The sequence below is a fragment of the Acidicapsa dinghuensis genome (assembly GCF_025685685.1).
GTDB classification, from domain to species: domain Bacteria; phylum Acidobacteriota; class Terriglobia; order Terriglobales; family Acidobacteriaceae; genus Acidicapsa; species Acidicapsa dinghuensis.
Map to the genome: position 1 here is coordinate 934,475 of NZ_JAGSYH010000004.1, position 14,167 is coordinate 948,641.

Annotated in this window: 9 protein-coding genes; 5 read left to right on the forward strand and 4 right to left on the reverse strand. The window is 53.5% G+C overall.

Features of this window, described 5'->3' with window-relative positions; genetic code table 11:
• The first annotated feature begins 52 nt into the window (after positions 1-52).
• A complete protein-coding gene (locus OHL22_RS14775) occupies positions 53-256 on the forward strand; it encodes a DUF5522 domain-containing protein (protein ID WP_263338812.1) in 204 nt (67 codons plus the stop codon).
• Positions 257-305: 49 nt separating this feature from the next.
• Here OHL22_RS14775 and OHL22_RS14780 read toward each other — a convergent pair whose 3' ends face one another.
• Both OHL22_RS14780 and OHL22_RS14785 read right to left on the reverse strand, forming a co-directional pair.
• Positions 306-2,438: a VWA domain-containing protein gene (locus OHL22_RS14780; RefSeq protein WP_263338814.1), complete on the reverse strand. Its 2,133-nt coding sequence runs from the start codon at positions 2,436-2,438 to the stop codon at positions 306-308.
• A 56-nt stretch (positions 2,439-2,494) separates the two neighbouring features.
• Positions 2,495-5,710 (reverse strand): TonB-dependent receptor, encoded by a 3,216-nt coding sequence (locus OHL22_RS14785; RefSeq protein ID WP_263338818.1) that lies wholly within the window; start codon positions 5,708-5,710, stop codon positions 2,495-2,497.
• Positions 5,711-6,037: 327 nt separating this feature from the next.
• Here OHL22_RS14785 and OHL22_RS14790 point away from each other — a divergent pair, with 327 nt between their 5' ends.
• Positions 6,038-6,385, forward strand: coding sequence for a helix-turn-helix domain-containing protein (locus tag OHL22_RS14790; protein ID WP_263338928.1), 348 nt, complete (start codon positions 6,038-6,040; stop codon positions 6,383-6,385).
• 17 nt (positions 6,386-6,402) lie between these two features.
• On the opposite strand, the gene OHL22_RS14795 is transcribed toward OHL22_RS14790, so the two are convergent.
• Entirely contained in the window at positions 6,403-7,290 is an 888-nt protein-coding gene (locus OHL22_RS14795) for a rhomboid family intramembrane serine protease (RefSeq protein ID WP_263338821.1), read from the reverse strand.
• Positions 7,291-7,483: 193 nt separating this feature from the next.
• Here OHL22_RS14795 and purH point away from each other — a divergent pair, with 193 nt between their 5' ends.
• Together purH and OHL22_RS14805 are read left to right on the forward strand one after the other, a co-directional pair.
• Positions 7,484-9,061, forward strand: coding sequence for a bifunctional phosphoribosylaminoimidazolecarboxamide formyltransferase/IMP cyclohydrolase (gene purH, locus OHL22_RS14800; protein ID WP_263338824.1), 1,578 nt, complete (start codon positions 7,484-7,486; stop codon positions 9,059-9,061).
• Between the two features lie 189 nt (positions 9,062-9,250).
• Positions 9,251-11,518 carry a tetratricopeptide repeat protein gene (locus tag OHL22_RS14805; protein WP_263338827.1) on the forward strand — a complete coding sequence of 756 codons (2,268 nt, stop codon included), beginning with the start codon at positions 9,251-9,253 and terminating at the stop codon, positions 11,516-11,518.
• 71 nt (positions 11,519-11,589) lie between these two features.
• Here the strand turns inward: OHL22_RS14805 and OHL22_RS14810 are convergent, their stop codons facing one another.
• The gene (locus tag OHL22_RS14810) at positions 11,590-12,579 is read right to left on the reverse strand and encodes a substrate-binding domain-containing protein (RefSeq protein ID WP_263338830.1); all 990 of its coding nucleotides are present in this window, start codon (positions 12,577-12,579) and stop codon (positions 11,590-11,592) included.
• A gap of 191 nt (positions 12,580-12,770) precedes the next feature.
• Between OHL22_RS14810 and OHL22_RS14815 the strand changes: the two genes are divergently transcribed.
• Positions 12,771-13,967: a deoxyguanosinetriphosphate triphosphohydrolase family protein gene (locus tag OHL22_RS14815; RefSeq protein WP_263338832.1), complete on the forward strand. Its 1,197-nt coding sequence runs from the start codon at positions 12,771-12,773 to the stop codon at positions 13,965-13,967.
• The last annotated feature ends 200 nt before the right edge of the window (positions 13,968-14,167 follow it).

The following is a 14,167-nucleotide window of genomic DNA, read 5'->3' on the forward strand; positions in this document are numbered from 1 at the left end:
TGGTGCAAATCGTGCCGAGAGTACACTTAGAACGTAATTCTCGAATAAGAATATGGATTCAAAGACGTCACAAAACCTTCCCGAAGCAGACTGCAATACATCTGATTTGCAGCCTGAGGATTACTACATGGACGGTCCTTATATGGTGTTCACTGCCGCCTACCATTTGCGGCGTGGCTGGTGCTGCGAATCCGGGTGCCTCCACTGCCCTTACGGGTTTGGCAAAGGCGCTACGCAATCGTCGGCTCTCAAATGAACACGATTTCTCGCTCAGATGCTGCTCATTCACCCAAAGTAAAGACAGCCTATTGATTCTGTGCGCTGCCATCGGCTGCATTGCCCGTCGCATTCTGGTTACTACGAACCAGAACCGCAAAGCGCGGGAAAGCAAAGCTGCCTCCGGCATCATCGATCACGTTCAGTTGCCCGATGTACGAGCCTGGTCCAAGCTTATCAAGCGGTACATCGAGTTCGAGGGCGACAGCATCGCGGTTTGCTTCATTCAGACTGGTAGCTCGCACCACTGGAGTTTCAAAGACTTTAGTCGATCCGTGAATCAACTCAAGGCTGCTGATAAGATTGATTGCTCCCTTAACGGTCTTGGCTGTTCCGTTCCCCGAAGCATCGGCCTTTTCTTTGGCGGGTCCATACACTTCGTACAACAGATATAAGTGCTGTCCTTGTCGAAAGACGTGGCTGATGTTTGGGATGTACTGTTCGCCTTCACGTACCAAAGGATTAGATGCTTTGCTTGGAACACGCTGCGACGCCAGCAAGATCGAGCTCATCTTCATCGGAGACTTGCGCATATCAGGCAAAACTATATCCGCTTCGAATGAACCCATGTGGCCGTCCTGGTTTTCACGGACCACGAATTTCAAATGATATTTGCCAGGTGGCAAATTAAAGCTGGTCGAATACTGAATATTCTTCTGCCGCGCCTCTAGTTGCTGATTTACAGCAAGCTTGACAGTATCGCGTACATGCCCGATCGGACGTTTCGCCTCATCCAGCACCTCACCAATCACATCCAGCGTTGCTTTATCCTTGTCGCCACCTTTGACGAACGGAATCTGTGAGCCGGGAACGAGCAAGGAAACCGGTACGTAGAAGCGATTTTCATTAAGCCGGAAATAATAAGCATCCATATAAAGCGCTACGTCGGTAGCTGGCAGATCGCTTGCAAGCTCATCTTCGAGTTCACGCTCCCGATCTTCCTTGCCAGAATGCTTAAAGTCTGCCGGAGCATAGTATCCGGGGCGATATTCAAGCTTCACACCCGGCCGATTGACTTTTATCGTCAGCTTGCGAAACTTTCCATCGCGCGCTGGATTGTTCGAGTGAAATCCCACGACATAATACTCAGCCGAATCTCGCTGAACCTGCGCAAATGCCGGAGAAAAATCATTGTTATCGAGGAAAGCCTTACCACCCGTATCCGCCGACAGCGTTGTCAGTGTCTCCTGTGAGTCGAAGTTTGCGTTCATATTGTTCTGCATCGAAACGCCGTTGAATCCACCTGAACCGCGCAGGCTTCCTGTCGATGCGTCTCCGAGTGCGGAAACAGCCTGCAATCCTCGCGTATCGAGGCTATAGATCGAAAGGTTTGCGCGCACCGCGGCATTGATTGCTGCGCGTAAAGATGCCTGGTTCTCCATACCGTCTCTCGTCAGGCCACCGGAAAAGTAGAGGAGCGACTTCTTCTGATTGATTCGTTCCAGTGATTGAGCAACGGCCCTCAATGCAAATAATTCGCGATCAGTATTGATGTCGTTATATTCGGTTTCATCGGGCGTGTAACCGCTGGCATCTTCAACCTGATTGGAATTTGCGTTGGCTCCCTGAGCAAAGGCGGCGCCTTCCGTTCCGTTGTACATGCCTATTTTGCCGATCAACAGATCTTTGTTAGACGTAAAATCCTGATCGACCTTCAGTTCAGTGTCCAGAGAAACAAGAGCAATCAGATCCGCTGGCTGCATCTTATGCTGCAAGAAATCCTTCGCCGCATCCACGCTGCGGTCCAGATCCTCAGGCTGCATGGAGGTGAGATCGAAAAAGAACACAATCAGCCGATGATTCTTCAGATCCTCAGGTCTTACCGTTCCCACAGCGCCTTTGCCATTTGTCGTCGAAGCAAGACCACTGATAGTTGCCTCATCAAGCGGCTTTGCCATATCCACGCTTTCAAAATCAAAATCTGTAATCTGCTGTGGTTTGCCGTTTTCAATAATGGTGAAGTCGCTTCGTTTGAGCCCCTCAACCACTCTACCTGTCTTGCTATCGCGCACAACAACATTGGTGAGAACGAGGTCGGTTTCAGCGCGCAAAACGAAACCAGAATCCTGGCTCGTGGAGCCTTGGCCAGAAGAGCTCTGCTGCGCACTCGTCTGCGCCTGCAACGGCAATGCAAGAAGCATCGCCAGTCCTACTGCGACCATAGCTTTCGCCTGATGCCTCACCTGCTCACTCCTATGGGTCCTGGTTTCAAGTGCACTTAGAATCGGAATCTCGCCAGAAACTGGAACGAGCGCATGCCCGTCGTTGTACTGACCTGCCCAAAGGTCGGTGATTGAACATTCGTATCAACGCCAGAAAACTGCACTGTATTGAAAACATTGTTAGCGGTTGCCCGCACTTCCAAGCTGCGTGTATCACCCAGTTGTTCTGTCTTTGAGAACGACATGTTGTTGGAGACCGTCCCCGGTCCGGGAATTGAATTTCGCGATGCATTACCGATGCCATTGGCGGGCGGACTGGTACTGAAAGCCGCAGTGTTGAACCAGCGAAGCTGCGACCCGCCACCAGTGGTAAACGATATACCAGGAGTCCGATTTGGGCGCTCGGAACCTGCGGTATTTGTGAGAAGTTCTGAGCCTGTCGCCTGAAATGTCGGATTTAAAGGTGTACCCGTTGCGAATGTAAAGCTTCCCGAAATCGAGAGTCCTTCCAAGGCACGCGACGCGAAGCCACCGCCAGTGAGAAACGCTTTGTCTTTGCCAAAAGGCAGTTCGATGAGATAGTCGCCGGTGAGGCGGTGGCGCTGATCGATCGAGGAATTGCCTTCATCTTCCACGATGTTCTGCCAGTTTTGCGCGACTACAGTCGAGGCTCCGCCAAGTGCGCCCGCGTCGTCAATCGAATGTGAGTACTGGTAATAAGCGCCGAGGGATACACCACGTTCCAGGCGCTTCCGCACACGCAAAGTAGCGTTGTTGAAGTTTGAAAAAGCCGAAGAGAACTCATACTGAAAAGGCAGCGGATTCTGAGCAAACGAACTAGTCTGGGTAACGGGATAAGGCGCGATCTTGTCGTCCAGATGCGTCCCCTTGGAACCGTTGTAACCCGCGTTGATTACGATGCCCCACGGCAGTGTTTTCTGCACATCTATGTTCCACACCTGGATATAAGGCAAGGTGTAATGTGGCGAAACGGCGTAATTGGGCGCCTGTTCGCTCTCCGGCACCGGAAATCCATTCTCTAGCGTAATTGGGATAGTGGTATTGGTCTGCACATTTGCAAAAGGCGGCTGATGAGCCATCGAAGTAGCGAAAGAAGCGAACTGGCTGTTGGTGAAGTTGATGCCATAGCTAGCCCTCAACACAGTCGATTTCGGCAGACGCAGCGCAATTGCGACCCGCGGAGCGAAACCAGTGCGAAATGGATAGACGAGCGTGCTGGGCAGCGAGCCGCAATAGAGTCCGGTGCATCCGGGATATATCTCCGTAATCTGCGTAAAATCGGGATTCGCGGCAATCTCGGATAAGTGGTTGAATTTTTCCGAAACAGGCGAGAAATACTCATAGCGAACACCATAATTCAGCGTGAGATATGAAAGAGCGCGGAAGTCGTCAAGCGCGTAAACATCCCAGGTGTTCTGGCGTAGGTAGTCTTTGGCAATAGCTGACTGAATTGTGCTGGAAGTGGGCTGGTCATTCAGCAGAGCGTCAATCGCGTCGTCCGGCGTATCTCCTGTAAAGTTGAACGTTCCGGTCGCATTGGAACTGCCGAGCACATCCTGATGTACACGCCGATAATCTCCACCGAAACGGTAATTATGCTTGCCGTGCCGGACGCTGAAAACGTCGGAAACACTGATTGTCTGCTGAATACGGAAGCTTGGCTGCTGTTCGCTGAGACCTGTTGTGCCACTCAGAACTATGTTGGGCACACCATAGTTGAGAGGGCTTGCATTAAGCGCCGTACCGCTCGGGCCGAGTACCCCGATCTGAGTCGCGATATCCGTGCCGTTGGTGAAAAAGTTCGTCGCCTGGCTTACCGCACGATTCCAGCCTGCGGTCAGATTGTCATTGATCCGCTTGTAACCCAGAGAATAGCCCGTCTGAACAGAGTAATTATGGGATGCGGTCTTGCCTCCCAATTCAGGGAAGATGTTGACGTTGTCGCTGGCTGAATCACTCCAGTTGACGTTCGCATTCACGCTCTGACGCAGCCCTTGATTGCTGTTTCCACGACGGCCGCCTCCACGGCCACCGCCGGACGGCAGACTTGCGTTCGGCCCGAAGGCTCGCATATAGCGGAATCCGGCCTGGGTGGAGTTTGATTGTGCGGTCGATGCGAAGTAGTAGTTGTAGCTCTCGTTGTTCGTAAGATTCGGCAACGGGAAGAATGTCAGCAGGTTGCAAGCCGCCGACTGCGACGAGGTAAGTGTATTGGAACAGGATCCGCGCTGGGCCTGAGTAGGTACAACCGCGTATTGATCGAAGGGAGTTGAGCTACGCGTTCCGGATATGTTGAGAAAGACCGTATCTTTGCCGCTCGGCTTAACCAGCTTGGGAATGAACGGCTCTCCCATTAATGTGATCCCGAATTGATTCGAACCGTAGTTCGGCTGAGTGGATTCCTGTCCGCGCAGGCTGAAAGGCTCGGCATTCAAAGCCGAGTTGTTGCCGTTCCAGTAGATGGCTCCGTGCGGCTGGTCAGGACGAAAGCCGCGAAAGTTCCCTCTGCCTCCAAATCCGCCGAACCCGCCTGGGCCACCGCCGAATCCACCGGGTCCGCCAAAGCCCGGCCCACCAAAGAATCCGCCGCCACCCTGCGAGCGCATCGTTTCAATGGCATCGCGAATCCGGTCAGGGTCGAGTCCCGCCAACGGGCTTACCTGACCCGATTGTCCGTTCACTGCCACCGAATCAGATCCGGCGGACGTGCTCTCAGCCGCCGATGGCAAAGCTGCACCGGTTGCGGTCGTGCCGCCCTCAGCCGCGTCCGTTCCTGCTGCCAGCGAATTAATCAAATTCAGGCTCTCTGCTCCACTACCTGTTAGCTGGCGAATCGCCTGTGTAACCTGCTGCGCCTGCGCTTGCTGGTCCTCACGCGCCGTCTGCTGTGCAGCTCGTGACGCAAGCAAAAGGTCGAAGTTCAACACAGCTTCGTGCGACGCCGCATTCAGCAGCGCCTCATGTGTCGCAGGAGCAAACGCCGCAAACTCCGTCCGTACGACGTAACGCCCGTTCTGAGGAATCGTCATCGACCACGCACCCGTGATATCGGTCGTCGTGGCGAAGCGCTTGCCAGTCAAGGTATTGGTGGCGGTCACGGCAACGCCTGGCAAAGGAACGTTGCCCGATTTGATCGTTCCACGAAGCACGCCTCCTGCATTTGCGGAAACAGCACCGGTTGTCTGCGAAACTGGCGGCACCGTCTGGGCCTTAACCAACGCAGGAAAGAGGTACGGCATAACTGTAAGCATTAAGGCTGCGCTGATTAGGCGCGTTCCGCATAGGGAACTCCTGTAGTGTCGATTGCCGCACATTCTGGCTGAACTCAATCTGCGCTCCAGTGGTAGCCCGTCTGCTCTGGTCTGACGTACATGACACAAATAAGGTTTACGGTTCGTGAAACCTCCCCACTGTCTCAGCGACCTACTCCAATAATGCCGCTCCGGTACCGGATCACGTGAAAGTTCCTTGAGAGCTATTGCGTTCGCCGAAATCACATGTTAACTATTAAATCAACACCCGGACAGATCGCTATCCCTTACGATTTCCGGGCGCGAGACATAACCTGGGGTTTCATTATGAACATTGGCACCACTATCCGCGGTCATCGGTTGCAGAAAGGATTGTCGCAGGGCGACATCGAGAAGAAGACCGGCTTGCTTCGCTGTTATCTCTCCAGGGTTGAGAACGGGCACACCGTTCCTTCGCTCGATACACTGGCAAAAATCGCCCTGGCGCTCGACCTGCCCATCGCCTCTTTTTTTGCGGAAGACTCTCTCAACCGGGAACTGAATACGCAAAAGCTCTCGGATGATGAACTACGCTTTCTTACGCAAATTCGCCGCTATTCCACCAATCTGAATGAGAGCGACCGGAAACTTTTGCTCGCGATGGTCAAAAAGTTTGCTGCCACCGCGGCGCATTGATAGAGCGCAGATTGCCGCTACCGCGTGATCCAGACCGACTTGGGAAACACGGAACTCAGATAGAATCCGAAAAACACCAGCACTGCTGTCATCATCCCAATCGCAACGCGTCTGCGCAGCAGAAACAGCGGTTTGGGAGAGCCGAGTTTCGGGACTAATGGCAATGCAAACAGAATTCCGCCGAGAAAACCTCCCAGGTGGGCCATATTGTCTATGCGCACTGCGGTACCCACTGCAAGACTGCCAAAACCAATTACAAAGTTAATAGCAGCAAAGTAAATGACCATTCGCCGAAGCCCGGCCAGTTCAGATGGCGGAACCGGCAGTCTCGGCGACTTCAGCAAGAGAATCAAAACTCCAGCGATACCAAAAACCGCTCCGGAGGCTCCAGCCCCAACGAGGCTGCCCGAGCCGAAAGCCATATCGACCCCAATCGAGAGCAGATTGCCGGCCGCTCCAGACAGTACATACGCTGCCAGCACGCCAAATGGACCGATAAGAGGCTCTCCCAGCAGGCCAAGGTTCCAAAGACACCACATGTTTGTAGCCAGATGGATGATGCCCACATGAACAAACATCGCTGTCACGATACGCCACCACTCACCGTAGTAAAGAACCTGATAGGGGTTGTTGGCGCCCCAAAGCAGCAATTGCCGGACATTCGGAGCCATCAGGGACGCATGTGTGAACAGCATGCCGAGAAACACCGCACAGTTAATCCCAACGAGCGTATAAGTTGCAGGTGCATAGGCCCATGAGCGCTTTATGCTTTTTCGGACAGGCGCTTCAGTCTGGCCTGGCAACGGATCGCGAACAGAATCGAAGCCGGCCTGAGATTCCGGAGGCAGAATCTCGGGTGTCTGGGCCGGGTAACCCGGTGAGGGATTTGGAGAAAAACTGCCCATAACTTTACTCTAGTGACCTTCTGCAAGACTGGCAACGCACCGCCTACCAGATGAGACCAAACAAGCCAGAATCAGGCAGCTCTTTCGATGTACCCTGAGAAGTGCATAATCCATCTCCGCCACCCTCAGAACTAAAGTATCTGCAGGACACCCCACAGCCGCATCGTTTCCGAGAGAAATCATCTAATTTTCTATGAGTATTGATCTGAAGCCCATACGCCGCGCGCTCCTTAGCGTGACTGATAAAACCGGTCTCATTCCCTTTGCCCAGGCACTGGCAGCCTATGGCGTTGAACTCATCTCCACTGGTGGCACTGCCCGCACTCTCCGCGAAGCCGGCCTTAAGGTTCTCGACATTAGCGAACTAACCGGCTTTCCGGAAATGCTCGATGGCCGCGTCAAGACATTGCATCCTCGCGTGCACGGCGGCTTACTATATATCCGCGGCAAAGCCGAGCATGAATCTGCCGTTGCCGAACATGGCATACAGCCCATCGACATGGTCGTGGTCAACCTGTACGCATTTGAGAAGACAGCCGCGCAGCCCGCAGTCGCTTTCGGCCATCTCATTGAAAACATAGACATTGGCGGCCCATCAATGGTGCGTTCGGCTGCCAAGAATTTCGAAGACGTTGCCATCATCACCAATCCCGGCGATTACATCACTTTGGCCGAAGAACTTCACACAAACCAGGGAAGCCTCGGCCGGGCTACACGGTGGCGTCTAGCTCGTAAAGCTTTTGCTCTCACCGCCGCGTATGACACGGCCATCGCCAATGCTTTGGACCGGGTTCAAGAAGTACCCTCCCCTGAAGCTCCAGCCGCCTTCGAAACATCTGCGCTTCCATTAACTCTGCGCATCAACCTGCCGCAGGTTACGCCATTGCGCTACGGCGAAAATCCACACCAGCGGGCTGCTCTCTATGCCGACGGCTCCGGACTTGGCATCGCTAACGCAATCCAGCTCCAGGGTAAGGAATTGAGCTACAACAATCTGGTCGATCTGGAAGCATGCTGGGCGCTTGCTTCCGAGTTCCCTGATCCTTTTGTCGCGATCATTAAGCATACAAACCCTTGTGGCGCTGCCACTGGCTCAACGGTCCGCGATGCCTATGAAAAAGCTCTCACGGCCGACCCGGTTTCAGCCTTCGGCAGCGTTATCGGAATCAATCGCGAAGTAGATACAGAGGCAGCCGAGGTCATTGCAAAACTCTTCGTTGAGGCTATCGCCGCACCATCCTTTACATCCGAATCGAGAGCTGTATTCGCCACCAAGAAGAATCTGCGCCTGGTGGAAGTGAAACCAGCCCCAGCATCTCCAGTGGTCAAGCAGGTTTCAGGAGGCATGTTGTTGCAGGATTCCGACGCAGCGCAAATTTCGGAAGCCGACCTGAAGATTGTCACCGGACGCAAGCCTACACCTGATGAAATGGCCAGTCTTCTTTTTGCATGGCGTATCTGCAAACACGTCAAATCAAATGCGATCGTTTACGCAAAGGGCGGACAGACACTTGGCATCGGTGCTGGCCAGATGAGCCGTGTCGATGCAGCTCGTTTCGGCGCAATGAAGGCGATTTTACCTCTGACCGGATGTGTCGCCGCCTCTGATGCCTTCTTTCCCTTCCCCGACGGCCTCGAAGTTCTCGTAGCCTCTGGAGCTACGGCAGTCATTCAGCCCGGTGGTTCGGTTAAGGACGCCGAAGTGATCGCCGCTGCGGACCGGCTGGGAATTGCCATGGTCTTTACGGGAGTTCGCCACTTCCGGCATTGAGACGTCGCTTAATATGGCGATCCATGCCGAAATATGTACTATTTGGGAACGCCAAATTGCCCTATCTTCAGGGCAGTTTGGCCTATTTGCCCGCCAGCGAGCCATCTGAACCTTTTGCGGGATACAATCGTCCAATACGATGGGTATGCCTAGATTCTTCGTGGGCCTGAACCAGCAGACCAGCAAACAGTGGCTGCAGCCTCACGCCAGCCCGGCAAACCCATCAAGACCCCGCAGCAATCCTTAAGTGCGGAAGAGAGTATGGGACAGCCTAAGATGACGGACTTGCAGCACTCCGAGTCAACCACCTCCCCGAGCCAAAATTTGAAATGGGCAATAGCCACCGCGATCACGGCCACATGCCTTATGCCGGTTGCCTTTGCGCAAAGCAGCAGCTCTACATCTCAAACGCCTAGTAAACCTGCGACTCCCCCAGCTCAGGCGAAATCTGCTGCAACTACTCCTTCCGGGAACAGCGGTCAAACAGTCGATCGCGCATCGGCCTATTACCACGCCACGCTGGCAGATTCCTATGAGGACATGGCCACAAACTACGGCCGTCCGGATTACTTTGCGCGCGCCATCGATGAATACAAGTACGCTCTCAATGCAGATCCCAATTCTTCAGATTTGGCGATCGGGCTTGCCGGGGTATACCTACGCTCTGGCCATATCTCCGAGGCTATTCAAACCGCCAAAGATCTGATCAAGAAGGACGACAATGACCTAGAAGCTCATAAGCTTCTGGGACGCATCTATCTTCGCTCCCTCGGCCAGCAGGACTCCGGCGATAACTCTGCACCGGGCGCTGAAATGCTGAATCTAGCCATCGCGGAGTTCCAGAAGATTGTCTCGCTAGAACCGAAAAGTGTTGAAGATCATCTACTCCTGGGGCAACTCTATACCGTTAAGCACGACAGCACCGAAGCCGAGGCGCAGTTCAAAGCTGCTCGCGATATAGAACCGGCCTCCGAAGAGGTTGTGCTCAGCCTGGCTCGTCTTTATGCTGAGTCCGGTGACCTGAAGCATGCAACCGAGATTGTCGAGTCGGTTCCCGTCGATGACCGAACCACCAAGGAAGAGTATGCTCTCGGCGCCGCTTACGAGCAGCTTAAGCAGCCCAAGAAGGCGATCGCTGCCTATCAGCGCGCCATCGATATGGAGCCGGACAATCTGGACGCAGCTCACGCCCTTGCTCAAGCTCTCTTGAATGACAACCAGCTCGACGCGGCCCTTAAGGAGTTCAAGCAACTGGTTGATGCCGACCCCGAAGATACAAGCTCGCTGGTTCGAATCGCTGAGATCCAGCGCAGGGAGGGCAAATACAGCGAAGCGCTCACCACCATCCGTCAGGCGCGTACCAAAGACCCGAATTCTCTGGAGGCAGGATACAACGAGGGTTTACTGCTTGATGTTTTGGGCCGGTACGACGACGCGATCACCACTTATCAAAAGATGGTGGAGCTTACCGAGCATGCAAATGGCGCCTACACGGCGGAGGAGAAATCTAATCGCAGCATCTTCCTCGAGCGTCTGGCCGCGGTCTATCACGAAGAAAACAAGACGACGGAAGCCATTGCGACCTACCAGAAGATGATTGATCTGGGCGGCGAATATGCAAAACGTGGTTATCAGGGTGAAGTCGATACTTATCGCGATGCGAAGATGTTCGATCAGGCGACCGATGTCTGCCGCAAGGCAGTAGCAGCCAATCCGAACGACCGCGACCTGAAACTCCTGCTTGCCTGGGAATTGGCCGACACCGGCAAACTTGACGAAGGCATAAGCATTACCAGCAGCGTCTTAAACGGCAAACCTTCCGATCGCGAAGTCTACTTGCAGATCTCGCAGATGCAGGCTCGTCAGAAACACTGGAAGGAAGCTGAAGATGCTCTCGCCAGGGCTGAACCGCTCGCCCAGAAGGACGAGGATAAGATCAATGTGATCTTCCAGAAAGGCTCCCTAGCCGAACAGGAAAAGCATTACGATCAAGCCGAACAGTACTTCCACAAGGTACTGGAAATCGACCCCAACAATGCCATCACGCTTAACAATCTCGGCTACATGCTGGCGGACAAAACTAATCGTTACCAGGATGCCCTGAAGTATGTTCGCAAAGCAGTTGAATTGGAGCCAATGAACGGAGCCTACCTCGACTCCTTAGGTTGGATCTACTTCAAGATGGGCGAATACGAATCTGCGGAAGACAACCTGCGTAAGGCTGTCGAGCGTACCTCAACCGACCCCACGGTCCACGATCATTTGGGCGACCTGTACGAAAAAACCGGACGTATTCGCCTCGCGGCTGCGCAATGGGAGATCTCCTTGAGCGAATTTTCGAAGTCCGCGCCTGCCGATGTGGAACAATCCGAAGTTGCCAAGGTGCAGAAAAAGCTGGAAGGCGCACGAGTCAAACTGGCCAAACAAGAAAACATCAGCAACGACAAGAATCCATAAAGTTCAATCGTTCCCTGACGTAAAGAGCCGCGAACCTAACCGCGGCTCTTTCATTTGACCGCCCGGCATCCTTACTGCTGATGCTCCGACGCCGACTTGGCATAGATGTCCACATTCGCCTTATCGACCAGTGCGGAACCTGTGTCGATAAATACTGGATACTCGGAGAACGCATCCACAGAATAATCCTTGGTCAACGAGGTGGGTTTGTTGTGGAATATCTCATCCAGTTCCTTCAAACCAACAAAACCCATTGTGTAAGGCTTCTGTGAAATTGTCGCCTCAATCGTTCCATCCTTGATCTCGCTCAAGGTATCTGGCTGCACGTCCCACGCGAGTACAGTACGATCAGTGGCCTTCTGGCGGCGCACAGCGTCCGCAACACTCTTACCCGAAGAAGCTTCCAGACAAACGAACGCTGCTATACGCGCCACACCCGTTTGAGATAGGTACTGCTGCGTATTGTCAAATGCATTCCGCGCATCGCCTTTGATATCGACCACATCCAGGATCTTGATGTCGGGATAGCGCGCGAAAACATCCTTGAATCCCTTCAGTCGATCATCCAGATTAGGTTGTCCCGGCATAGAGAAGAAGACCACATTTCCTCGACCGCCGATTTTCTCAGCCACGCGCTCGCCGCCCAGATGGCCAGCGTCCAGATTGTTTGTGCCGATGAAAAATAGTCGCCTGCTTGATGGTGCATCTGAATCAAATGTGATGACCGGAATTCCGGCGTTAACAGCGGCATCAATTCCAGGCTTTAGCAGGGCTTCATCTGCAACGGATATCAGAATGCCAGAGGGCTTCGCAGAGACGACACGATTCAACTCCTTCAACTCCGCCTGAGGATCGTAGTTATCGGGTCCTGCGACTTGTGCGGTCACATGGTATCGCGCTGCGGCAGCATTGAATCCGCCAATTGCCGTCTTCCAATAATCGAGATTTAGATTCGCTGCAATCAGATAGTAGGTTTCAGATTTAGAGTGGCGGCTGCAGCTCGTGAGCAATAACAACGTTGGGGCAAGCACAAAGGCAATCACTCTTTTGACCGATGGCATAATCGTATCCCTCCTGGCTGAATATGAAGCCGCTACTCGATAGCATGATCTCCGTAAGAAGTGATAGCTCTTTCGAAACAGGCTTAGATCGCTGCTTCAAAGAACCGGGAAGTGTACTCCGCTTCGAAAACAATGTCCAACGCGTTTCCGCTCACGCGCAGCAACACGGTACTCTAGAGGGGGCTTGAGCCATGACGAAAATGCCAACGGACGATTCGCTCTTTACTCTCCTGCCATCTGTCGGCGTTCATACAAATTCCGCCGTGGAGCTATCTCGTCGCGCATGGCCAGAACCCGATCACTCCTACCGCTCTCCATTTCTGAGAGATGTCGGACGGATACTCCACGCTAAGGCCTTTCGCAGGCTTGCCGGAAAGACCCAGGTATTCACTCGGCTTAACTCCGAGAGCGACCACACCCGCAGCCGGCTGACTCACACGCTTGAGGTGGCGCAAATCGCGCGAACTATTGCATCGAATCTCGGCCTAAACGCGCAATTGGCAGAGGCTCTTGCGCTGGTGCACGATATCGGGCATCCTCCTTTCGGACACGCAGGAGAAAAAGCTCTTGACGAAATCCTCCGCGCAAATGCCGAGTACGATGCATACAGTGCTCAAACCGGCTTTGATCACAATCTGCATGCCCTTCGCATCGTCACGACCTTTGAAGAGCGATATCCGGCGTTTCCTGGGCTCAATCTCACTCTCGGCGTACGTGAAGGCATCATTAAGCATTCTCGTGATTATTCCTGTGCTAATTTCCCTGAGCTGAAGGAGTACTTTCTGGATCAGTTCCCTCCTCTTGAAGCGCAGATTATCGACTTGGCAGATGAGATTGCTTATCTGACCGCAGACCTCGAGGATGGTCTCGCCTCCGGCATTCTCGATCTTGAGCATATGCGCAGCGAGCTCCATTTGTTCGCAACGCTCTTCGATACCGCAACGCAGAGGTACCCCACAGCAGTTCCCCGTTTGCGCAGCAATGAAGCGATCAAGGAAATGCTGAATAACTTCGCAACCGATCTGATGAGTGAGACCTATCGCACCACATGCGAACTAGGTATCGAGACGCTGGAGCAACTTCGTCAGGCTCCCTGCAGAGTGGCACAATTCAGCGCTGAAATGGAATCCAACCGGCTTCAGGTCAAGCAATATCTCTATAAACACCTGTACAATTCAACCGACCTGGCCGTAGAGCATGCTCACGCCTCCGAAGTCATAAAAACTCTGTTCACCGTCTGGGTCAAAGATCCCTCTCATCTGCCTGAAGATCATCAGCGACGTGTAGAAGCCGAGGGAGTTACAAGAGCTGTGGCAGACTACATCGCTGGCATGACCGATGCGTACATCGAACAGGCATGGCAGTCTTACCTCATTTCTCGCAACTAGTGAGAAGAGCAAAGAAGCAACATCGTCCCGGTCGTGATCGGCATCCAAGCCAGCGCTCGTTGATCCAGCCAAACAACGCGGCTATTCCAACCAGAACGCCAAGAAGTTGCAGAGTGGATATGCAAGCTCCACAAGCAAGTCCCGGATCTCAGCACCGGCAGCGTTCCACAACGCAACTGCTGAAGTTGCGGCATTGATTT

Bases quoted from the DNA above. Each gene is read 5' to 3' on its own strand.
- OHL22_RS14775 (WP_263338812.1), top strand. From the start codon at position 53: ATGGATTCAAAGACGTCACAAAACCTTCCCGAAGCAGACTGCAATACA.
- OHL22_RS14780 (WP_263338814.1), bottom strand. From the start codon at position 2,438: ATGGTCGCAGTAGGACTGGCGATGCTTCTTGCATTGCCGTTGCAGGCG.
- OHL22_RS14785 (WP_263338818.1), bottom strand. From the start codon at position 5,710: ATGCTTACAGTTATGCCGTACCTCTTTCCTGCGTTGGTTAAGGCCCAG.
- OHL22_RS14790 (WP_263338928.1), top strand. From the start codon at position 6,038: ATGAACATTGGCACCACTATCCGCGGTCATCGGTTGCAGAAAGGATTG.
- OHL22_RS14795 (WP_263338821.1), bottom strand. From the start codon at position 7,290: ATGGGCAGTTTTTCTCCAAATCCCTCACCGGGTTACCCGGCCCAGACA.
- purH (WP_263338824.1), top strand. From the start codon at position 7,484: ATGAGTATTGATCTGAAGCCCATACGCCGCGCGCTCCTTAGCGTGACT.
- OHL22_RS14810 (WP_263338830.1), bottom strand. From the start codon at position 12,579: ATGCCATCGGTCAAAAGAGTGATTGCCTTTGTGCTTGCCCCAACGTTG.
- OHL22_RS14815 (WP_263338832.1), top strand. From the start codon at position 12,771: ATGACGAAAATGCCAACGGACGATTCGCTCTTTACTCTCCTGCCATCT.